Here is a 21667-nt window from a genome sequence, read left to right as displayed (position 1 = left end):
CCTGATTCTAAAAAGCACCTGCGGGTGCTTTTTTATGCACAGGATGATTTGAGCCGAAGCATTTTAATAAAGCGCAAACCGCCAAACTCACAGACACCTGAAATACATTCAAAACCAAATTTTTTATACACAGCAACAGCATTACAACTCGAATTTACACTCACTTGCTGAGGGTTACCATCTTCCAGCCTTTGCAGCAGATAATTCCATAATAATCGTCCAATCCCCTGCCCCTGATAAGCCTGATCTACAAAAAAATGAACCAGATGCGTTGGTTCTCTATAAGCGATTACACCAATTATTTTGCTTGCTCTTTCATAAACAAAATAATGGACTTCTGTTTGTTGTAATAACCGTTCTAAAGCAGACTGGCTAAATTTCTGCTCGCCTTCTGCATGAATAGCAAAGTCAGAAATATAGGGCTGAATCAGCTGCTGTATGTCTACACTATCTGACAACTCGGCAATTCTAATCACAATTTATTTCCTTAATTTTCTTATTATTTAATTCAAACCTACAATCAGCAGCGCTGAAGCAAATTAGGAACTAAAAATCCGTTAAAATAACACTATATTTATTGATACAAAGAGCACAACAATGGCGTCTCAAGACTGGTTATCTCAAGGAACCCTCGTTCTTGCAAGCAACAACAAAGGTAAAATTGCCGAATTTGAAAAAATGTTTGCAGAACTCAATCTTCCTGTTGAAGTCATTCCACAAGGCAAACTGAATATTGAAGATGCTGTTGAAGACGGCTTAAGCTTTGTTGAAAATGCGATTATCAAAGCGCGTCATGCGTCTAAGATTTCAGGCAAACCAGCCATAGCTGACGATTCAGGAATTTGCGTTCCGGTACTGGGCGGTGCACCAGGGATTTATTCTGCACGTTATGCCGGTGAACATGGCAATGATGCCGCCAATAATGAAAAGCTGTTAGCCCGACTTAAACCGCTTCGTAAAGAAGGCGAAGTAATTGAAGGCATGTTTGTTTGTGTTCTTGCATTGGTTCAACATGCAGAAGATCCACTGCCACAAGTTTTCCAGGGTATTTGGACGGGTGAAATACTAGAAGCGGCTCGCGGTGAAAATGGTTTCGGCTATGATCCATTGTTCTGGTTGCCTGAACTGAATGTATCTAGTGCAGAATTATCAAAAGAAGATAAAAATAAAATTAGTCACCGTGGTCAGGCGATGCATTTATTTAAGGCGAGTTTAGAAAGTTAAAAAAACTTCTCAATAAAGTTCTCCCTCCTCTCAGGAGGGATGAGAAGTTCAGCTTCGCAAGGGGAGGTTAATCTTTCAAAACCCTCTCTCTAACTCCCTCCCAAAGGGAGAGAGAACTTTCAAAACTCTTCTAAACATGTCATAAATCATAAATTCGGCACTAAGCTATGTAACACCACTCCATACACGCCAATCAATATCGCACTCGCAATCGTACCCGACGCAATATATTTCGCTGAATATCCTGTGCCCTGATAATGGGTTTCAAGCGCCACAATATTAGCTGCGGGTGGAAGTAGGAAATACATCATCATAACAGCGTAGCTCAGTACTTGATGCGGAATAGGTAAAAACAAATAGGCTCCTGTTACCAAACCTAAAGCGAGAATAAAACGACCGCTAATCAGCAGCAGACTTCGCTTTAAATCGCTTAGTTGAATCCTGACTTTACTCAGCCACATCCCCAAAATACACATCCCGGCAAAAGTCACCAGAACCTTATTGGCCTGATAGCCCCACTGAATGACTGGGTGAGATTCATAAGCACTAAAATCCCAGAAGGATAGAATCCCGGCAATCGTCAGTGCCATCACCGGCGGTGATTTCAGCATATTTTTAACAATAAATTTTGGATCCTGTTTATCAGGACTGACTGCCACGACCGCACTAACATTTCCAAATAGAGAACCACCGATATATAAGGCAACAATGGTATTTAAGGCTTCAGGACCAAACAATGCCAAAGCAAATGGGAAACCGAGCCAGACACCGTTTAAATAACTAAAACACAGTGCACGTAATTTATCTCGGGAAAAAACATAGAACAGGCCAAACAGGAAGAGTGAACTACAGATACTAAAACCGATCAGCCACAAACTCCCCTGCTGATAGAACACCATGTTGTAAATCACAATCAATGGGATCAGCAGGCGTGCCAGCATAGCGGCCATTATCGGGCGAATCGGCTTTAATACATTGACACCCAAATATCCAATAAGAAACGAGATGAGTGGAAGGATAAGTGCCATGGATTGCAAATTGAATTGAAGCAGAAGTTTAAATCCTAGCACAATCCTATAAATAGCATGACCGGGTCTGCTTATTTTTCTGATTCCATCTCCATTCATGATTGTCTTGAAACTGAAATTTTTCAGTCACATTGCTGTCATGGCCAAATGTTCAGATAGAGCTAAATAAAAAAAGAGTAAAGAACATGGCAGGATTATCAATTTGGCACGTAGTCATTTTTGCAATTGTGGTGATTTTATTGTTTGGCACCTCCAAACTGAAAAACCTAGGTAAAGATGTCGGTGGTGCAGTCAAAGATTTTAAAAAATCCATTAAAGATGATGAAGCTATTCCATCTAGATTAAATGAACCCCGTACCATTGAGGCACAGGTGAAAAATCCTGAAAATTCAGTGAAAAGCTAAGAGTACCGTGCCATGCTGAATGTAGGTATGACAGAACTGCTGTGCTTTGCCATTATTGCATTGCTGGTACTCGGTCCAGAAAAGCTTCCTGAAGCTGCGCGCTTTGCGGCGAAATGGTATGGCAAAGCCAAACGTTTCATTCAGAGTGTTCAAACTGAAGTCGATCGGGAACTCAAGCTTTCAGATTTTCGTGAAGAAATCCAAAAAGAAATTGATCGCATGACAGAAATAGAACAGCGCTTGCAAAAGCAGCTGGATCATTTGACTCAGTCAACACAACCACAAAAGACTCAAGCGCCATCTCCACAGCTTTACACATGGCGAAGTCCGTGTCGTTTGACACCCTTTTCAGCGAATTTTGTTCAGTTATATGGCACTGATGCAGTCAAGGTTTCGCGCTCTTATCTCCCCTCTACATTGAAGATTGCCGTATGAGCCCAAGTCAATTGCCTGCCACTGTAGTCAAATCAGAGACTGAGAATCTGGAACAAATGCCTGTGATGCAGCATTTAATCGTTCTACGCCAGTATCTATTTAAAATCGTTGCTATTACCCTGCTGCTGTTTTTCTGTTTATTGCCATTTCGCAATTATACTTATCAGCTTTTGTCGGAACCACTCAGACAGCAATTGCCTGTCAATTCAACCATGATTGCCACCGATGTTACCGCGACCTTTATGGCACCGTTTAAGCTGAATCTATTCGTGGCTCTGATGTTGGCGATGCCGGTGATCATCTACTTCTTATGGTCATTTGTACGCCCTGCCCTGTATGAAAAAGAGCGTCACTTAGCCATTCCACTTTTAGCTGGCAGTATTTCTTTGTTTTACTTAGGCATAGCTTTCGCCTACTTCATTACCCTACCGGCAATTTTGCATTTCTTTATCAGTGTATCGCCGGAGAGCGTTGCACCAATGACCGACATCAACAGTTATTTAAGTTTTTGTTTAAAACTGTTTTTGGTGTTTGGATTGACCTTTGAAATTCCGATTGTCACTTTAGTCCTGATTCTGATTGGTGTGGTCAGCACGCAAAGTCTGGCAGAAAAGCGGCGCTTTATTGTGGTGGGCTGTTTCTTTGTCGCCATGTTTGTGACTCCACCTGATGCTCTTTCCATGGTGATGCTTGCCATTCCCATGTGGTTATTATTTGAAATAGGATTATTTTTTGGAAAGATGTTAGAAAAACGCCACGCATTCAAACCGTAATCAGACTACTTTTACCCGGCTCCAAACCTGAAACGCAAGTTTTGAGTTTTTATTTATATATATTAAAATATTGATTTTATTATTTTTAAATAAAACAAATTGTCTTTAAATTGACCAAAAAGTGTAAAAAAACTGTCATTACCCGTTTATACAATCGCTCATGATAACCAACTAAACAATAACTTAATTACACTTTACGGATTGAATATGACAACCACTTCTCATCAGCCAACTCGTCGCGATCTTTTAAAATGGTTTTCTGGAATTCCTTTTTTACCGCTTGGGGCAATGGCCACAACAGCAGCATTAACGGGGTGTAATAATAGTGATTCAGACGCCATCACTATTCCACCGACAAAACCAGTCAATTTTAAAAGTGCTAAATTTACCCCAATGACTGCACCAAGCACAGTTTCTGACATGGCGACGACATCGGTCAAATCAAAACTACAAATTACTTGGGATGATGCAACAAATACAGAATATCAGCTTGCATATAAACCCTTCTTTGTTACGGGTCAAACTGTACCCAAACATGGTGGCGGAACAATTGTTGCCGGCGGCTATTTTGATGTGAATGGCAACCCGATTATGGATAAATCCGTCGTAGGACAAGAACGTCAGTTCTTTTCTGATGCTCCGGATGGTTCATCACTCATTCATTTAGACGGTGCCAAAGTCGAGGGTGTGACGACTCCCGTATTCCATGTGGTTCAGTTTGAATATAATTCAAAAGACCAGTCAGGTGCAGACACCTACGGTCAATTGCCTTCTCCAATTGCCATTTTGACTCTAGATCAGGATCAAAAGACCGGTCATTTAGAACTTAAAAAGTATTTCAATGTGAATACTGCACCTGTGCACGGTTTATGGATTACCTGTGGTGCCAGTCTTTCTCCGTGGAATACCCATCTTTCCAGTGAAGAATATGAACCTGATGCTTTCAACCAAGGCATTGGCGGTGCAGATCCAGCCGGATTTGGAAAATACTTCTTTAATAATGATATGAGTAAAGTCAAACCATATAACTATGGTCATTTACCCGAAGTGATCGTGAACTTAGATGGCACAGGTAGCATCAAGAAACATTATTGTTTAGGTCGTATTTCACATGAACTGGTTCAAGTCATGCCTGACAATAAAACCGTCATCATGGGTGATGACTATACCAATGGCGGTTTCTTTATGTTTATTGCAGATAAAGAGAAAGACCTCTCTGCGGGAACACTCTACGCTGCTAAATACAAAGATGAATTAAATGAAACCTCTACAGCACGTATTGAGTGGATTAAGCTTGGTTCTGCAACCAGCAAAGAAATTGAAGATTTGGTCAATGTTCAAAATATTCAACCAACAGATATCATGGAAAGCTTAAACGTAAATCCAAATGATGCGAGCTATACTGAAATCACATTGGCGAAGAAAAAGCTTTGGGTCAAACTCAAACCAGGTATGGAAAAAGCAGCCGCTTTCCTGGAAACCCATCGTTATGCGGCACTGATGGGTGCGAGCATGGCATTTACCAAAATGGAAGGCACAACGGTAAATATCAAGGATAAAGTGGCTTACTCTGCCCTTGCCAATATCCAAGACTCGATGGTTGTCACAGGTAAAGGTTATGTTGCTGCACATAATGTTAAATTTGCAAAAGCATTGAAAGCAGGTGGTGTACTTGCTCATGATCTTAAAAGCAGCCAAGTTGACAGCAATGCTACACTCATTAAAAGTGAATGGGTGCCTGCGCAAAGCCATATGTTATTGATGGGCAAAGATATTAACTTTGACAACTTGGGTAACACAGCTGATCCAGAACAAATTGCCAGTCCAGATAACTTGAAGTTCTCGGAAAAACTACGCACTTTGTTTATCGGTGAAGATTCGGGCAACCATTTGAATAACTTCTTGTGGGCTTACAATGTGGATACGAACACCTTGGATCGTATCTTGTCTACGCCAGCCGGCGCAGAGTCCACAGGTTTGCATGCCGTAGATGAAGTGAATGGCTGGACCTACATCATGAGTAACTTCCAGCACCCAGGTGATGAATGGAATCGTTTCTATAAAATCGATGCTACAACTGGTGCACGTAGCGGCTTAAGCGCAGATTTACTGACGCAAATTGACACTGCAATTGATGCAAACTACAACAAAAAGTTCGCTGCGGCGGTAGGTTATATTACGGCTGACCCAATCGCTCCATCAATGCAAAAGAAAGCAACACCAAGTAAATAAACTGCCTTCTAAAAATGCCGACCTCGTGTCGGCATTTTTTTATTTATGTAAAGGTAAATGCATCTGGATAATATTGCCCTGAGTTTCCCCCTGCTGGGATTTTTCCTGCCACAGCCACGCATCATTTTGCAACCTTAAAAAATTGGAACAGCGCGTACCATACACCGGACTTTGAATAAAGGTGGAAGAGAGCAATTCTTCCATCTCTAAACTAATGCCGGTTTGTGGCAAAAGCTCGGGAATAATTTTCCGCTCATCTTCCAGAATGTCCCACACTGCAAATTCCAGATCGGCCTCAGGAGTTCCGGACTGCTGGAGCATCGGTAAAAATTCCTGGGTAAAACGCTTACGCAGATGTTTGGTCTTTTCCCAATGCTCCGTCATTAAACCATTCGATACCACATACACGCCTTTGGCTAACACCTGAGGTGCTTCACCTCTATTACTCATATAAACCGCCTGATGCTGATCACCGACAAATAGGTTAAAACCGGCATAATCACATTGCCGTTTTTCCAGGTCTTGAGCAAAACGAATCGAGGTTAAATCAGATTCTAAAAAGGCCTGAATCAAATGACCACGTGAAGTTGGATACTGCTTTTTATCAGTCGCGTCTCTAAAATTGGTCACGACTGCCCAGCGACCTGATGCAGTAATTCCCATCCATGTGCCACCTGACTGCAGGTCTTTTCCGGCAATAATCGGGCTGTTTTCCCAGTAATGTAATGCCGAACTCGGCCGCTGATAAAACTCATCCCGATTGGAAATCAGACACAGCGGCGTATCATCCAGAACCTGCCAAGCTAAAGCTACAATACACATAATTCATGCTCTTTATCTTTACACATTGAATGTACAACATTTTTCCTTGGTTTCAGCTAAAATCTGTGCAAAACATAATGACAAGGAACAGGAATGCTGAGCTATCCGAATATAGACCCGGTTGCGGTATCGCTGGGACCATTACAAGTCCACTGGTATGGACTGATGTATTTACTGGCATTTTTATTTGCCTGGGGACTGGCGACTTATAGAACCAAACAGCGTGATGGCTGGACACCCGAGATGGTTTCAGACCTGATTTTCTATGGCGCTTTAGGTGTGGTGGTGGGTGGCCGTGTAGGTTATGTGTTCTTTTATGGCTTTGAACAGTTCCTGGCCAATCCGCTATGGCTATTCCAGGTCTGGACAGGTGGCATGAGCTTCCATGGCGGATTTCTGGGTGTCATGATCGCCATGCTGTTCTGGTGCAAAAAATATCAGAAAACCTGGTTCCAGACTTTGGACTTCATTGCACCCTGCGTTCCGACGGGCCTAATGTTCGGTCGTATTGGCAACTTTATTGGTGGTGAACTTTATGGTCGTCCGGTTTCTGATCCGAACTTTGCCTTAGGCATGATCTTTCCTACTGATCCATTGCAGTTGGTGCGTCATCCCTCACAGCTTTATCAGGCACTGGGTGAAGGTTTAATCCTGTTTATTGTGCTGTGGTGGTTCAGCTCCAAGCCGCGTCCACGTATGGCTGTGTCAGCCCTGTTCCTGATCGGTTACGGTATTGCTCGTTTTGTGGTGGAATTTTTCCGTGAACCCGATAATGGCCAGCTGTTTATTGGCTGGATGAGTAAAGGTCAATTCCTGACCGTACCTATGATTTTGATTGGCCTCTGGATGATGTGGTATGCCTATCAGAAGAAAATCTATGATTGGGGCCCAAATAAAAATTCTTAATTTCTAGCGAGGCAAAAGCCTCGCTTTTTTATTGCCGTTTTTGCTAAAGTGCCATTAGCTCTCATTTATCTATCGGAACAATATGCTTGAATTTTGGTTTAATCCTAAAGTTTCCATCCTCCGTAAATTGCTAATCTTTGTGGTCATTGCTATTGCAACAGGCGTGCTGTACTGGATGGAACCTTTAAAACCGGATGCGATTCTGATGTTTCTGGGAACAGGGATTATTTTTCTAATTTGCCGTTATTGTAAAATTCATTTTGCTGCAAAAAATCCGACCGGCCTGTTCTACCGGCTATTGGTCTGGATTCCAATTGCCCTATTACTTGCGCTGATTTTCATGCATATGCAGAACGGAGAAATTCTCATTCCGGGTGCTCAAGGCATTGGTTTTATGGCATTGGCCATTTGTCTGTTTTCGCCTTTATCTTTACTGAATAAAAATGATTCTTTAGATGAGCAAAAATAATGCTGGAGTTCTGGTATTCAGACAAATGTAGCTATCAACTAAAACTGATGGTTTGCATTGCAACTTGTGTGATCATTTATCTCTGCTCTACGGTACAGCAACTTTCAGCTGTATTTACCGGGATCAGTGTGGGGATTGGTATGGCCGTACATGGATTAAGGGCTTTAAACTTAAAAATTGCTGTAGATAATCCCTATAAAAAAGGTTTTGCAATTCTTATTTTGATCATGCCGCTAATGGCTTTAATCAGCTTGATTTCAGTACTGCCAGCACAGCATAAACTGATGCTTGCCATTCAGGCGATTGGCTTTGCTGCGATTGGTTTATTTTTATTATCGGGCTTTCCCAAACGCAGATTTGATTAAAATGAACTGAGCGAACCGTCCTATATTTAGCCCTCAAAATAACCCTGAATGAATAAGGGATATTTTTAAAGCCGAAAATAAAAAAGACCGCTAAAAAGCGGTCTTTTTTTAAGTCTTAAAAGACTTATGCAGCTAATGCGCCTTTAGCTTTTTCAGCTAAAGCAGCAAATGCAACTGCGTCATGCATAGCGATGTCAGCAAGTACGCGACGGTCGATGATCACTTGAGCTTTTTTCAAGCCATCGATCATACGGCTGTACGACAAACCATTTTGACGAGCACCGGCATTGATACGTGCAATCCACAAAGCGCGGAATTGACGTTTCTTTTGACGACGGTCACGATAAGCGTATTGACCTGCTTTGATTACTGCTTGGAACGCAACGCGGTAAACGCGTGAGCGAGCGCCATAGTAACCTTTAGCACGAGCAAGAATTTTTTTATGACGGCGATGAGCCTGTACACCACGTTTTACACGAGCCATTTATAAATCTCCTTAGATGTATGGGCACATACGGCGAACTGAAGCAACGTCACTGACGTGAACCATTACACAGCCGCGTAATTGACGAATACGCTTAGCAGATTTTTTGGTCAAAATGTGGCGTTTGAACGCTTGTTTACGCTTAAAACCGTTAGCAGTCGCTTTAAAGCGTTTAGCTGCACCACGGCGAGTTTTCATCTTAGGCATAACAACCTCTTTTGAACACCTGTTCGGCTCGTTTGCACCATTACAAAACGACCTGCAGGTAAGGGAGCCAGTATTCTAAAGCATCTTTGCTTAAAACAAAAGCACATATGCTGAAAATAGCGCACCGATCATCGAGTTCACTTAGACTTATTTTCACTATCCAAAACGGGATGTTTTTATTAATAAATCAACTATTCGGCATTATAATTATCACAACATAAGAATACTGGACTCCTATGAACCCTGCACAGGATGCTTTTGCAGCCCTGCGTTATCGTGACTTTTCCATTGTGACGATCAACCAGTTCTGCCTCACCCTCGCTATTTTAATTCAAGAAATTATTGTCGCCTATTCGCTGTATCAGATTACCAAAGATCCGTTGACGCTGGGTTTAATTGGACTTGCCGAAGCAATTCCGTTTATTGCCTTGTCATTATGGGGCGGCTATTTTGCCGACCGCTTTAATAAACAGACCATCATGAAAATCTGTCTGTTTTTTGCCTTACCTCTGCCTCTGATTTTATGGTGGCTTTTTCATGCTTATGGCTTAGGTCAAATTCAGGTGAATACCCTGTCTTGGGGGATCTATGCTGTTATTTTTGGCTTGGGCACCATTCGCGGTTTTTACAATCCATCTGCAACATCGCTCAAGCCTTTTCTGATTCCACGTGAGCTCTATGCCAATGGTGCAACCTGGACCACGATTGGCTGGCAAAGTGGGGTGATTATTGGGCCGATGCTCGGCGGTTTTATGCTGGCATTTTTAGGTCGTGAAACTAGTTTACTTTCGGTAGCGGTACTCTTGGCCATCTGTTTTATCCTGATTAACCTGCTGCAAAAGCGCAGTTTTCCCAAGATTGAAACAGACAATTTACTGGAAAGTTTGGGTGATGGTTTCCGCTTTATCTGGAAAACCAAAATTGTGCTCTGGGCCATTTCACTGGATCTGGTTTCAGTACTGTTTGGCGGCGTGATTGCCTTATTGCCGATTTTTGCTGAAGACATTTTAAAAGTCGGGCCTGAGGGTTTGGGTTATTTGCGTGCTGCTCCTTCCATTGGTGCACTCATCACCATGATTGCCTTAACCAGATTTCCACCGACCCAGAATGCCTGGCGCAATATGCTGCTTGCGGTGGCCGGGTTTGGACTGTTTACCTTGCTATTTGCTTTCTCGAACAATATGTGGCTATCGCTGTTTGCCTTGGCCATGACCGGTGCCTGTGACAGTATTTCCGTGGTCATCCGACAAACCATTCTACAAATTTACCCGCCTGAAAATATGCGTGGTCGTGTCGCAGCAGTAAATGGCATGTTTGTATCATCCAGCAATGAGCTGGGCGCTTTTGAATCCGGTTTGGCCGCAAAATATATGGGTACCATTATGGCAACCGTATTTGGTGGCTGCATGACCATGGTGGTGGTGGCCATGAGCTGGGCAAAAACCCATGATTTATTTGGTGTCGATATTACTAAAGCACATGATCATGAACATTAATTGAATTTTTAGACTTGCGAGTATTTCCAATTCAGGAAATACTTCGCACTAACAATACTCCACTCCTGCCGCAAGATCTGGTTTGATTAAGAAATAAATATTTATGAAACAAATACTGTGTTTTTCTCTACTCATGAGCCTCCCGTTCAGTGCTGTCTATAGCGCCGCACCCAAAGCAGCAAAACAACTCGCCGTTCAGAAAAGTGCAGCCCTTCCAGCGCATTTGACTACCCGCATTCAGTGGACCAAATTTCCACGCCCCAACTACAAAAATGAAGATTTAAAAGAGCAGAACCGCAGTGCCATTATTCGTATTTATGCCGATGAAACCGGCAGTATTACCAAAGCTAGCGTACAAGAAAGTACCGGATTGGCACATTTGGATAACCTGTTAATGAATGCCGTGCATGAAGCACATGTTAAACCGCATATGGAAAACGATACTGCAACCCCCCTCATTGGCTATCAAACCTTTAATTTAAGATTAAGCCAAGATGATGCTGAAATTTGTTCTTATCACTTTGAATCGAAAAATTGGCAGGCTCAACAGCAGAACAGAAAAACACCTTTTTCATACCAAACCCAGCCTCAGCTAGACATCAATTCTGAATTGCTCAACGGCCACAATCGTAGCGTTAAATTCACCTTTAATGTCAATAAACACGGCGATGTAAAAAAAGTTAAAGTGAAACAGGGTTCAGGTATTTATGCTTTAGATCAACAGGTCGTTCAAGCTGTATCAAATAGTCAAGTTACTGTACAACGTACTGCCAAGACCTTATGGCTGTATAAAAAATCCAGCTTTAAAGATGAGATTAAGTTCGACTTAAATCACTGTGAATAAGCAAAATAAAAAGAGAGATACTCAGGTATCTCTCTTTTAAAATAGACTAAAAGCCAAATAGATAAATAAATAGCGCCCTATTTTAGCAATTGAAACCATCATTAAAAATCGGGCAAAATTTTCTTTCAGCAAACCGGCAATCAGGGTAATCGGATCACCAATGATCGGCACCCAGCTCAGCAATAATGACCAGTAGCCATATTTGTGATATTTCGCCTGTGCTTTCCACATTTGCTGCTCTGATACTGGAAACCATTTTTTGTCTTTGTAGTGTTCAATCTTAAAACCCAGCCACCAGTTCACACAGGATCCCAGAATATTTCCCAGACTGGCAACAGCAATTAACAGCCACACCGGATGCTGACCCTCGAACAAAAAAGTGAGCAGCACCGCTTCAGACTGCAAAGGTAATAAAGTTGCCGCACCAAAGGCAGAAATAAAAAGTAACAGGTAGGCCGGCATCAGGCTGCTACCGGTTTAAAGCCCGAGTTTTTTCTTGGTTGAGGTATATTCATAAACTGTCCAAAGCAAAGCTAGAACCAGAACCAGATAACGGCTATAGCTATAGCGCTGCGTCAAAGGCTGGATAGCTGCGTATAATGCATTTTGATCCTGCGTATTTAAAGTTGCCATAAAATTCTGGATGTGCACGGCTTCTGCAATATAAAGGATTAGACAAGCCGCTATACCAAAAATGATACTCCAGTAGATTCTGGCATTTCGTTCAAGAATACGGGTTGAATTTAAAAAGAATGCTTTCATAAGGTGCTGATCCAATAAAAAACCACCGCTGGGGTGGTTTATTTTTCTATACCGCCATCTTAACACAATTGCGATTTATGCTAACCCGTCTACCCGAATCGACAATGCTTTCTGCACAGCTGGACGTGCAGTCAGGCGATCTACATATTCTTTCACATGTGGATAATCTTCAAGCTGAATTTGCTGCCATTCATGGCGTAAAATCCACGGTAAAATGGCCATATCGGCAATCGAATATTCCCCAGCCACATATTTTTGACCAATCAGCTGCTTATTCAGCACGCCATATAAACGTTTGCTCTCAGCTACATAACGTTCAATTGCATAGGGAATTTTTTCAGCTGCAAAACGACCGAAATGATGGTTCTGCCCCAGCATCGGCCCCAAACCACCCATTTGCCACATCAGCCATTGCTCGACTTCAACACGCTGCTGTTCATCGGTAGGATAATACAGCCCGGTTTTACGGCCCAAATACTGCAAAATGGCGCCCGATTCAAATATGGAAATCGCATCGCCATTCGGACCATTCTGATCCACAATCGCTGGAATTTTATTGTTAGGAGAAATACGTAAAAAGTCAGGTTGAAACTGATCATTTTCTAAAATATTGATGGGAAAAATTTGATAATCCAAACCCATTTCTTCTAATGCTATTGTAATTTTATGACCATTGGGCGTTCCCCAATAATAGAGATCAATCATGTTTGCTACCTTTTGCCTTTTTCGTTTTACATGACGCTATTGAACTGTGTACTTATTTATAGCATGTTTTTTATGGACAAATCTTAAATCCTTAGTGACGCTTAGAAGCAAAATTACCAATCTAAACACTTATTCTGATTTAGCATGACCAGATTTCTGCATACTTTAAAAAATGAATTTCAGTGATTGAAAATATGCCAAACAGTCTTATATAAAAATAAGGCAATCATCTTTTCAGATGATTGCTTTAAATACTGTGAATGTAATAGCAAACAGGATTTTTTCCTGTTTGTAAAAACTTCGTGATCCTCAGGAGGTTCTATCAATGAGCAGTTTCAGTCTTAGTCCGCTATTCCGTCGAAGTATTGGCTTTGATCGCTTCAATGATCTATTCGATTATGCAATGCAAAGCGATACTCCCAATTACCCCCACTATAATATTGAAAAAACAGGCGATAATAATTACCGTATTGTTGTTGCCACTGCCGGATTTAATCAGGATCAGCTCGAGATTAATCTGGAAAACCAGTTATTGACCATTACTGGTAAAGCCGTTGACGAGTCTTCAGACAGCACGGTCGAGTTTCTGCATAAAGGGATTTCCAGCCGTTCCTTTAAACTGTCGCTACGTCTGGATGAACATATAGAGGTGCAACAAGCCGATTATGAAAATGGTTTACTGAAAATAGACTTACAACGTTCTGTGCCTGAAGAAGCCCTGCCACGCCAAATTCCAATTGGAGCTAAAGCTACTGAACAGCTCGCTTCACCCGAAAAGGACAAATAAAAGATAAAAAGACCCGCCAATAACGGGTCTTTTTTATAACCATCCTAAAATCCTCAAACACGCTGGATTTTCTTTGCCATATACTGACTAAAAAGCGCTTAAAAACTCAAAACAATAGTTTAAATAAAACAGGTCTATCATGAACTATACAAGACAGCTTCCGCTTAACCCGATCAGCTTATTTATGGCCTTGTTCTTTTTCTTGCTATTGGTGCTTCTCTTGCTGTTCGGTTGGCCGCATTATAAAGTGTGGAAACAAGGCATGGACGGTCAAGCTGCACTAGCAGAAGCGGAACAATCCAAAATGATTCAGGTGCAAGTCGCTAAAGCAGAACTGGAAAGCGCCAAGCTTCGTGCTGAAGCGATTAAATTGGTTGGAGAAGCGGCTAAAGATTATCCTGAATACCGTAAACAGGAATTCATTGGCGCCTTTGGTGAAGCATTGCGCGATGGGCGGATTCAACAAATCATCTACGTACCGACTGAAGCCAACATTCCCATTGTTGAAGCAGGCAAGCAGAGTACGGCGCAATAAAGTACATATCCAGGTAATAAGAATTTTAGTATTTCTCACAAAAATCAGCCATAAAAAAGCACTGCCATTGCAGTGCTTTTCTAATCAATGAGTGCTTACTTTTTACGTTTTGGTCCAAGTAGCATACCCATTTGACGACCTTCCATTTTTGGTGTTTGTTCAACTACACCGAATTCAGCTACATCTGCTTCAACTTTTTGCAATTGAGCAAGACCAAGTTGTTGGTGAGCCATTTCACGACCACGGAAGCGTAGAGTGATTTTTACCTTGTTGCCTTCTTCAAGGAACTTGATAATGGCACGTAATTTTACGTTGTAATCACCAACATCAGTCGCAGGGCGTAGCTTGATTTCTTTCACCTGTACTTGATGCTGTTTTTTCTTCGCTTCTTTCTGCTTTTGCTTAAGATCAAACAAATGCTTGTTGAAGTCCATGATTTTACAAACAGGTGGCTCAGCATTTGCTACGATCTCTACAAGATCAAGCTCAACGCTTTCTGCCGCACGTAAGGCATCAGCCAAGCTTACGATACCTTTTTGCTCGCCATTTTCGTCTACAAGACGGACTTCTTTTGCACGAATTTCATCATTCAAGGCAGGACGGTTTGATTTGTTACCGCCCTGTTGATTACGGTCAGGCTGTTTAATCGCTGTTACTCCACAATGTACCGGCCGCGTTCGGCTACGGCTGCTTTTACTAAGTCAACGAAAGCATCGATTGACATAGTACCTAAATTTTTTCCTGAGCGGGTACGCACGTTCACTGTACCTTCCTCAACTTCACGGTCCCCGAGAACCAATAAGTAAGGAATACGCTCTAAAGTACGTTCACGAATCTTAAAGCCGATTTTCTCATTTCTCAAGTCAGAAATTGCTCGAATACCGCTTTCTTTAAGTTTAGCGACGACTGACTCACATGCTTCAGCTTGCGAATCGGTAATGTTCATCACACACGCTTGAACTGGCGACAACCAAGGTGGCATAAAGCCTGCGTAGTGTTCAATCAGTATACCAATAAAACGCTCGAAACTGCCAAGAATTGCACGATGTAACATTACAGGCTGATCACGGTCGTTATCTTCTGTTACATAAGAAGCATCCAAACGCTCAGGCAAGTTAAAGTCACACTGAATAGTACCACATTGCCAGATACGGCCTAAGCAGTCTTTCAATGAGAATTCAATTTTCGGACCGTAGAATGCACCTTCACCCGGTTGAAGATCCCATGCAAGACCTGCAGCATCTAAAGCATCTGCTAAAGATTTTTCTGCCATATCCCAAAGTTTATCATCACCGACACGTTTTTCTGGACGTGTCGACAATTTCATTTGCACTTCTTCAAAGCCAAAGTCTTTGTAGACATCCAGGGTTAACTTGATGAAGTCCGCAACTTCTTGACCAATTTGTTCTTTGGTACAGAAAATGTGTGCATCATCTTGGGTAAAGCCACGCACACGCATAATCCCGTGCAATGAACCTGATGGCTCGTTACGGTGACATGAACCAAATTCTGCAAGACGTACAGGTAAATCACGGTACGATTTTAAACCTTGGTTGAACACTTGTACGTGACAAGGACAGTTCATTGGTTTAACCGCATAGTTACGGTTTTCAGAATGCGTGGTAAACATGTTGTCTGCATAGTTTGCAGCATGTCCTGATTTTTCCCAAAGGGTGAAATCAACCACTTGCGGGGTACGGATTTCAAGGTAACCGTTGTCTTGCTGAACTTTACGCATGTACTGTTCAAGTACCTGGTAAATGGTCCAGCCATTCGGATGCCAGAACACCATACCCGGTGCTTCTTCCTGCATATGGAACAAGTCTAAAGCTTTACCGATTTTACGGTGATCGCGCTTTTCAGCTTCTTCAATACGTTTGATATAAGCTGCTAACTGTTTTTTGTCTGCCCAAGCTGTACCGTAGATACGTTGCAGCTGTTCGTTTTTCGCATCACCGCGCCAGTAAGCACCAGAGATTTTAGTCAGCTTGAACGATTTTAAGAATTTGGTATTCGGAACGTGCGGACCACGACACATATCCAAATAATCTTGATGGTAGTACAAGCCCATTTGTGTTTCTTCAGGCATGTCTTCAATCAAGCGGAGTTTGTATTCTTCGCCACGTGCAGTAAATTCTTTAATTACTTCATCACGCGGTGTCATTTTTTTGATGACATCATAGTCCTGATCGATGAGCTTTTTCATACGCTCTTCGATGGCTGCCATGTCGTCTAAAGTAAACGGACGTGGCATCCAGATGTCATAGTAGAAACCTTCTTCAATGACTGGACCAATCACCATTTTTGCTTCTGGGAACAATTGCTTAACCGCATGGCCGACCAAGTGTGCACAAGAGTGACGAATGATGTGTACACCATCTTCATCTTTAGGCGTGATAATTTGTAAGCTTGCATCTTCGGTGATGAGATCAGACGCATCAACCAAACGATCGTTTACACGACCAGCAACTGTATTTTTTGCAAGACCGGGACCAATGCTAAGCGCAACGTCCATCACAGATACGGCTTGATCAAATTGTTTTTGATCGCCATTTGGCAAAGTGATAATTGGCATAAAAAATCCTTAAGGAGTGATGCCCCGTACCATAGGGCATGTCACCGCGAGATTATGATCAAGGCAGAACCTCAAAAGATAAAAACGGTGGATAAATAAAAATCGCCTAGAATTTTACACGTCTTATCCACAGGATTAAACCTTTTCGCCTAGAAAATTCGCGATTTGGCTCATTTTGAATTTATTTGCCAATGTGCTGCCATCCCCCTAATTAAGGATTTCAGCTGTCATTTTTATTCTCTAAAGCTATCCCCATGCTTCGAATTTACCCTCTGCGTAGGCATAGAGCTGCGCAAATTGAGGGATAATCGCTTCACTCTGGGTTGGTCTTAAAAATACATAATCATCCCGATCAATCTCACAGGATTTCGGCACCAGCAGCATTTCCTGATTGCTACTGCGGCCATACAAGCGATGCTGCTTGCTTTTTTCAGGATAAATAAACCGGCCTGCCAATAGCCACCGTACACAAACAGGGCTTTATATTGATGTAGAAAATGATTCAGCAATTCCAGACCCGGCAATTGGCTATGGCGCAAAACTTTTAAGACTGGCGTGGCAATCCATAAAGCACATTGCAGTTCAGCCAGACTTTGCTGGTCAATATCCCCCTGATTCAGTAGAGCCTGATTGATGGGAGCAAAATATTCGCCTAAAGCCTCCAAGCGCGTGTGCCCGCTTGCACTGTTCATTGCATTTCTGCTTCATCAAAGGCCAGCATGCCTTTTAAATGATCAATATTAAGTAGCACCTCATCCGGTCTTAGCCAAAGCACTAAACGAATGCCCGGCGCCTACTGCACGAATCTGTACATGCGATTTCACCAGTTGCTGCAGTTCATTCAGCTGTCGAGGTTGAAAAATTTCAGGATCAGCCTGCTGGCTTCCAGACCAGTTGTGCCATCCTTTATCTGCCTGTTGTATTTTCATTATTATTCCTTGGCTGATACTATTTTAATTGCCCAGTTAGAGTAAAATACCTAAAAAAGCAAACATGGGAACCCGCGCGTTCAAAAAAAGTAGTACTGCAAAATATTTTATTTATTTTTCAATGTTTTAAAAACAGCTAAATAGTACTCGACTAAAGCATAAATGCAAGATTTCCAAGAAATGCATATCTTTTTCAACAGGATATCAAAATAAATATATATAACGGAGTTTTAACATGGTTAGCGCATACGATGAATTACCGCGTACCCCCGCAAATTTTGTAGCGTTGTCACCTTTACGCTATCTGGATCGCGCAGCGTATATCTATCCAAATCAAGATGCGATTATTCATGGAAAGCGCCGTATTACCTGGCGTGAGAAATACAATCGTTGCCGTCAGTTTGCCAACCAACTCCAAAAATTAGGCATCGGTAAAAATGACACCGTTTCTGTACTGCTGCCAAACGTCCCGGCAATGATTGAAGCGCATTTTGCTGTTCCTATGGCAGGTGCTGTACTCAACACCTTGAATACCCGCCTAGATGCCAAGACAGTTGCATTTATGCTTGAGCATGCTGAAACCAAAGTGTTATTGGTCGATCCTGAATTTACTGCGCTCGCTAAAGAAGCACTGGCACTGGTGTCACAAGACATCTATGTGATTGATGTCGCCGATGAAGAGTTTGAAGGTGAAAACAACCGTATTGGTCAAGTTGAATATGAAGACTGGATTGCGCAAGGCGATGTAAACTTTGAATGGCATTTACCCCAAGATGAATGGGATGCCATCAGCTTAAGTTACACTTCTGGAACTACGGGTAATCCTAAAGGTGTGGTTTACCACCACCGCGGTGCCTACATTAACGCAGCCAGCAATATCATTGCCTGCGGTATGATGCCTCGTGCCACCTATTTATGGACACTGCCGCTGTTCCACTGTAATGGCTGGTGTTTTGCTTGGACCATGGCTGCTAACGGCGGTACCAACGTTTGCTTGCGTAAAGTTGATGCTGAACTGATCTTCAAATTGATTGCTGAACATAAAATCGATTATTTCTGTGGCGCGCCTATTGTCCTGTCGATGCTGATCAATACACCAGAAGAGAAAAAGGCCAAGATTGAACACCGTGTTGAAGTGATGGTGGCTGGTGCAGCACCTCCAGCAGCGATCATTGAAGGTATGCGTAATATTGGCATCAATGTTACTCATGTCTATGGCCTGACAGAAACCTACGGTCCTTCTGCACTTTGTGCATCACAAGCGGGCTGGAGTGATTTGTCGATTCAAGAACAAGCGCAGTTGCATTCGCGTCAAGGGGTTCCATATCCATTACAAGATGGTATGAAAGTACTTGATCCTGAAACCATGCAAGAAGTTCCGCATGATGGTCACACCATGGGCGAAATTATGTTCCGTGGCAATATTGTGATGAAGGGTTATCTGAAAAATCCTGAAGCGACCGCAGAAGCCTTCGCTGGTGGATGGTTCCATACTGGCGATTTAGCAGTTTGCCAACCAGATGGCTATGCCAAAATTACTGACCGTTCCAAAGACGTGATTATTTCAGGGGGTGAAAATATTTCCTCGCTAGAAGTAGAAGAAGTGCTGTACCAGCACCCTGCAGTGCTTACCGCAGCCGTGGTTGCAAAACCTGATCCACGCTGGCAGGAAGTACCGTGTGCCTTTGTGGAGCTGAAACAAGGCAAAACAGCAACAGCTGAAGAACTGATTGAATTCTGCAAACAACACTTAGCACGCTTTAAAGTACCTAAAGATTTGGTGATTACCGAAATTCCAAAAACATCTACCGGAAAACTGCAAAAATTTATCTTACGTGACTGGGCCAAAGAACGTGCCACAGGTGAGTTTAATTAATTTTTTCTGAATAATATCTCAATAACCTCCATCCCAACCTTCCTCCTACAAGAAGGAAGGAGAATGTGGAATATACAAAGAGAAAATTATTAAGGCATAAAAAAGCGACTCCATTGAGCCGCTTTTTTATTTCTATCATGAAACAAAAAAAATCAGTTATCTGAAATCAAAGCCACTTGCTGAATATAGTTAAACAGCTTTAACTTCGACGCGGCTAACTCTTCTTCAGATACTTGCTTGGCCATATCACGATGAATACGCAAAATATGCTGACGAATAGGATGATGCTCCGCCGCATTATGCGCTTTCATAAATTCTTTAATCACCGGATCACCTTGAGCGATCATACGGTCGACCCAACGCTGTAATTGAGCTGTTTTCTTTGCTCCTTGCTGCGGGGTTAAATAAGACAAAATCATTGCCTCATCTTCATTACGCAACAATTTACCAATCCGTAGAAACTGGCGACGACGTGCCTCACCTGAAGTAATACTACGCACATCAAGTAAAGCATCAATTAAACGTTCTTCCACAGGGAGTTTCTGAATCTGTTTAAGGCTCAATTCAGCCAGTTGTTCACCTAAAGCAGCCATACGCTGAACTGCTTTTTTTTGTTCGGTTTTGCTTGCACGTCCTTCTAAAGACTCAAAGTCATCTTCAGTAAAACGCTGTTGCGGTCGACGTGCCACGATTAATCTGCCTCGTAAAATTTTGCTGCAAATAGTGCCTGAATTTCAGATAAAGCTTGTTCTTCATCTGCACCTTCAAGCACTAAACGTAAAGTTGTGCCCTTGCCTGCACCGAGCATGAGCAAGGACATAATATTTTTTGCATCTACTAATTTGTTGCCTTTACCAATTTGAATCGATGAACGAAATTTGGTGGTCACTTCAATTAGCTTTCCAGACGCACGCGCATGTAAACCTAGTTTATTAATTACGTCAACAGTTGTGTCAATCATGACCAGTGCTTCATTTCTCTGTGTAGGACTTGGATAGACCATTTTTCCTCAAGGGCTTTTTTGAGTCTATCGACGATATATACTGAACGGTGCTGCCCGCCGGTACAACCAATGGATACCGTCATATAGTGACGATGCCCTTCTGCAAATGCAGGCAACCACTTATCTAAAAAGTGATAAATGTCTTGGAACATTTCATTGGTTTGTTCACTTTGCAGCAAAAACTGTTGCACAGGCAAATCTAAACCTGAATATTTTCGCAATTCCAGATCCCAATGTGGATTAGGCAAATGACGCACGTCAAAAACATAATCGGCATCAAGCGGAATACCGTGTTTATAACCAAATGATTGTAAAATTAAAATGAGATTATCTGATTGTCCAAGTTTAGACAACAAGGTATGTTTCAGATCATGTACGCTTTTATCGGTGGTATCAATATGTACCGTTGAACGCAACTGTATCGGAAGCAATAAGGTTTTTTCTTCCTGTATACATTCAGTCAGGCTTTTAAAACGGCTGGCTAAAGGATGCGGACGCCGCGATGCACTGAAACGCGAAATCAGTTCCTGATCTTGCGTGGTCAAATAAATGATATCCACCGAACCATATTTCTGTAATTGTTCAAAAACATGGTCAAACTCTTGTAAATCTGCGCGGGTACTGCGTACATCCACGCCTAGTGCCAGTTGTTCTAAATTATTGTCACGATCAAGCTTTTCCACAATTTCCGGCAGCAATGCCAGCGGTAAATTATCAATACAGTAATAGCCCAGATCTTCAAGCACCTGCAGGGCAGATGACTTTCCAGATCCGGATTGTCCTGTAACAATTAAAATACGCTTCAT

Annotated in this window: 27 protein-coding genes and 1 pseudogene; 13 read left to right on the top strand and 15 right to left on the bottom strand. The window is 42.2% G+C overall.

The genetic code is table 11. The features are described from left to right. Positions 1-32: 32 nt before the first annotated feature. On the bottom strand, positions 33-476 hold the full coding sequence (locus tag WAE57_RS09545) for a GNAT family N-acetyltransferase (protein WP_337710406.1): 444 nt from the start codon (positions 474-476) through the stop codon (positions 33-35). Between the two features lie 121 nt (positions 477-597). On the opposite strand from WAE57_RS09545, the gene rdgB reads away from it, so the two are divergent. Then, complete coding sequence (gene rdgB / locus WAE57_RS09540) at positions 598-1224, top strand: RdgB/HAM1 family non-canonical purine NTP pyrophosphatase (RefSeq protein ID WP_337710404.1); 627 nt, start codon at positions 598-600, stop codon at positions 1222-1224. A gap of 146 nt (positions 1225-1370) precedes the next feature. On the opposite strand, the gene WAE57_RS09535 is transcribed toward rdgB, so the two are convergent. Further along, positions 1371-2252 carry a permease gene (locus tag WAE57_RS09535; RefSeq protein ID WP_337710402.1) on the bottom strand — a complete coding sequence of 294 codons (882 nt, stop codon included), beginning with the start codon at positions 2250-2252 and terminating at the stop codon, positions 1371-1373. A gap of 185 nt (positions 2253-2437) precedes the next feature. On the opposite strand from WAE57_RS09535, the gene WAE57_RS09530 reads away from it, so the two are divergent. The 4 genes from WAE57_RS09530 (at position 2438) to WAE57_RS09515 (ending at position 6096) form a co-directional block, all read left to right on the top strand. Then, positions 2438-2656, top strand: a complete 219-nt coding sequence (locus WAE57_RS09530) for a Sec-independent protein translocase subunit TatA (protein WP_086175821.1) — start codon at positions 2438-2440, stop codon at positions 2654-2656. 12 nt (positions 2657-2668) lie between these two features. Continuing rightward, positions 2669-3091, top strand: coding sequence for a Sec-independent protein translocase protein TatB (gene tatB, locus WAE57_RS09525; protein WP_337710400.1), 423 nt, complete (start codon positions 2669-2671; stop codon positions 3089-3091). Then, complete coding sequence (tatC, locus tag WAE57_RS09520) at positions 3088-3864, top strand: twin-arginine translocase subunit TatC (RefSeq protein WP_337710397.1); 777 nt, start codon at positions 3088-3090, stop codon at positions 3862-3864. Before tatB ends, tatC begins: the two co-directional genes overlap by 4 nt. Positions 3865-4071: 207 nt before the next feature. Next, positions 4072-6096, top strand: a complete 2025-nt coding sequence (locus WAE57_RS09515; RefSeq protein ID WP_337710395.1) for an alkaline phosphatase PhoX — start codon at positions 4072-4074, stop codon at positions 6094-6096. A gap of 39 nt (positions 6097-6135) precedes the next feature. On the opposite strand, the gene WAE57_RS09510 is transcribed toward WAE57_RS09515, so the two are convergent. Then, positions 6136-6918: an NRDE family protein gene (locus tag WAE57_RS09510; RefSeq protein ID WP_337710393.1), complete on the bottom strand. Its 783-nt coding sequence runs from the start codon at positions 6916-6918 to the stop codon at positions 6136-6138. A gap of 93 nt (positions 6919-7011) precedes the next feature. Between WAE57_RS09510 and lgt the strand changes: the two genes are divergently transcribed. From lgt to WAE57_RS09495, 3 genes are all read left to right on the top strand, one after another. Beyond that, complete coding sequence (lgt, locus tag WAE57_RS09505; RefSeq protein ID WP_337710391.1) at positions 7012-7824, top strand: prolipoprotein diacylglyceryl transferase; 813 nt, start codon at positions 7012-7014, stop codon at positions 7822-7824. Between the two features lie 82 nt (positions 7825-7906). Next, positions 7907-8293 (top strand): hypothetical protein, encoded by a 387-nt coding sequence (locus WAE57_RS09500; RefSeq protein WP_237788013.1) that lies wholly within the window; start codon positions 7907-7909, stop codon positions 8291-8293. Further along, a complete protein-coding gene (locus WAE57_RS09495; RefSeq protein ID WP_337710389.1) occupies positions 8293-8658 on the top strand; it encodes a hypothetical protein in 366 nt (121 codons plus the stop codon). The genes WAE57_RS09500 and WAE57_RS09495 overlap by 1 nt, the downstream gene beginning before the upstream one ends. Before the next feature lie 124 nt (positions 8659-8782). Here WAE57_RS09495 and rplT read toward each other — a convergent pair whose 3' ends face one another. Both rplT and rpmI read right to left on the bottom strand, forming a co-directional pair. Continuing rightward, positions 8783-9142 carry a 50S ribosomal protein L20 gene (rplT, locus tag WAE57_RS09490; RefSeq protein ID WP_004867327.1) on the bottom strand — a complete coding sequence of 120 codons (360 nt, stop codon included), beginning with the start codon at positions 9140-9142 and terminating at the stop codon, positions 8783-8785. 12 nt (positions 9143-9154) lie between these two features. Then, positions 9155-9349, bottom strand: a complete 195-nt coding sequence (gene rpmI, locus WAE57_RS09485) for a 50S ribosomal protein L35 (protein WP_004278281.1) — start codon at positions 9347-9349, stop codon at positions 9155-9157. 236 nt (positions 9350-9585) lie between these two features. Here rpmI and WAE57_RS09480 point away from each other — a divergent pair, with 236 nt between their 5' ends. Both WAE57_RS09480 and WAE57_RS09475 read left to right on the top strand, forming a co-directional pair. Continuing rightward, positions 9586-10845, top strand: a complete 1260-nt coding sequence (locus WAE57_RS09480; protein ID WP_337710354.1) for an MFS transporter — start codon at positions 9586-9588, stop codon at positions 10843-10845. 103 nt (positions 10846-10948) lie between these two features. Beyond that, positions 10949-11689 carry a TonB family protein gene (locus WAE57_RS09475; RefSeq protein ID WP_337710352.1) on the top strand — a complete coding sequence of 247 codons (741 nt, stop codon included), beginning with the start codon at positions 10949-10951 and terminating at the stop codon, positions 11687-11689. Between the two features lie 36 nt (positions 11690-11725). On the opposite strand, the gene WAE57_RS09470 is transcribed toward WAE57_RS09475, so the two are convergent. From WAE57_RS09470 to WAE57_RS09460, 3 genes are all read right to left on the bottom strand, one after another. Beyond that, positions 11726-12151, bottom strand: coding sequence for a YqaA family protein (locus WAE57_RS09470; RefSeq protein ID WP_337710350.1), 426 nt, complete (start codon positions 12149-12151; stop codon positions 11726-11728). Between the two features lie 15 nt (positions 12152-12166). Next, positions 12167-12451, bottom strand: coding sequence for a hypothetical protein (locus WAE57_RS09465; protein WP_337710348.1), 285 nt, complete (start codon positions 12449-12451; stop codon positions 12167-12169). A 75-nt stretch (positions 12452-12526) separates the two neighbouring features. Further along, entirely contained in the window at positions 12527-13156 is a 630-nt protein-coding gene (locus WAE57_RS09460; RefSeq protein WP_237788019.1) for a glutathione S-transferase N-terminal domain-containing protein, read from the bottom strand. A gap of 325 nt (positions 13157-13481) precedes the next feature. Between WAE57_RS09460 and WAE57_RS09455 the strand changes: the two genes are divergently transcribed. Together WAE57_RS09455 and WAE57_RS09450 are read left to right on the top strand one after the other, a co-directional pair. After that, positions 13482-13943: an Hsp20 family protein gene (locus WAE57_RS09455; RefSeq protein ID WP_337710344.1), complete on the top strand. Its 462-nt coding sequence runs from the start codon at positions 13482-13484 to the stop codon at positions 13941-13943. Positions 13944-14082: 139 nt separating this feature from the next. Continuing rightward, the gene (locus tag WAE57_RS09450) at positions 14083-14478 is read left to right on the top strand and encodes a hypothetical protein (RefSeq protein ID WP_337710342.1); all 396 of its coding nucleotides are present in this window, start codon (positions 14083-14085) and stop codon (positions 14476-14478) included. Positions 14479-14573: 95 nt separating this feature from the next. On the opposite strand, the gene infC is transcribed toward WAE57_RS09450, so the two are convergent. From infC to WAE57_RS09430, 4 genes and pseudogenes are all read right to left on the bottom strand, one after another. Continuing rightward, entirely contained in the window at positions 14574-15125 is a 552-nt protein-coding gene (gene infC / locus WAE57_RS09445) for a translation initiation factor IF-3 (RefSeq protein ID WP_086175836.1), read from the bottom strand. Positions 15126-15130: 5 nt separating this feature from the next. Next, positions 15131-17053 carry a threonine--tRNA ligase gene (thrS, locus tag WAE57_RS09440; RefSeq protein ID WP_086175837.1) on the bottom strand — a complete coding sequence of 641 codons (1923 nt, stop codon included), beginning with the start codon at positions 17051-17053 and terminating at the stop codon, positions 15131-15133. A gap of 246 nt (positions 17054-17299) precedes the next feature. After that, positions 17300-17649 (bottom strand): annotated as a pseudogene (locus WAE57_RS09435) (hypothetical protein); the annotation flags it as partial. A 156-nt stretch (positions 17650-17805) separates the two neighbouring features. Next, entirely contained in the window at positions 17806-17982 is a 177-nt protein-coding gene (locus tag WAE57_RS09430; RefSeq protein ID WP_337710339.1) for a hypothetical protein, read from the bottom strand. Between the two features lie 235 nt (positions 17983-18217). Here WAE57_RS09430 and WAE57_RS09425 point away from each other — a divergent pair, with 235 nt between their 5' ends. Next, positions 18218-19858: an acyl-CoA synthetase gene (locus WAE57_RS09425; RefSeq protein ID WP_337710337.1), complete on the top strand. Its 1641-nt coding sequence runs from the start codon at positions 18218-18220 to the stop codon at positions 19856-19858. A 152-nt stretch (positions 19859-20010) separates the two neighbouring features. On the opposite strand, the gene yjgA is transcribed toward WAE57_RS09425, so the two are convergent. From yjgA to rapZ, 3 genes are read right to left on the bottom strand one after another with little or no spacing between them, the layout of a single operon-like run. Then, positions 20011-20547 (bottom strand): ribosome biogenesis factor YjgA, encoded by a 537-nt coding sequence (gene yjgA, locus WAE57_RS09420; protein ID WP_086175840.1) that lies wholly within the window; start codon positions 20545-20547, stop codon positions 20011-20013. 2 nt (positions 20548-20549) lie between these two features. After that, positions 20550-20819 (bottom strand): HPr family phosphocarrier protein, encoded by a 270-nt coding sequence (locus WAE57_RS09415; protein WP_086175841.1) that lies wholly within the window; start codon positions 20817-20819, stop codon positions 20550-20552. After that, the gene (gene rapZ / locus WAE57_RS09410; RefSeq protein WP_086175842.1) at positions 20816-21667 is read right to left on the bottom strand and encodes an RNase adapter RapZ; all 852 of its coding nucleotides are present in this window, start codon (positions 21665-21667) and stop codon (positions 20816-20818) included. Before rapZ ends, WAE57_RS09415 begins: the two co-directional genes overlap by 4 nt.

The organism is Acinetobacter sp. NS-4 (genome assembly GCF_037402435.1).
Lineage (GTDB): Bacteria > Pseudomonadota > Gammaproteobacteria > Pseudomonadales > Moraxellaceae > Acinetobacter.
The sequence above is the reverse complement of the archived record's forward strand: the minus strand, read 5'-3'. Positions and strand labels throughout refer to the sequence as shown.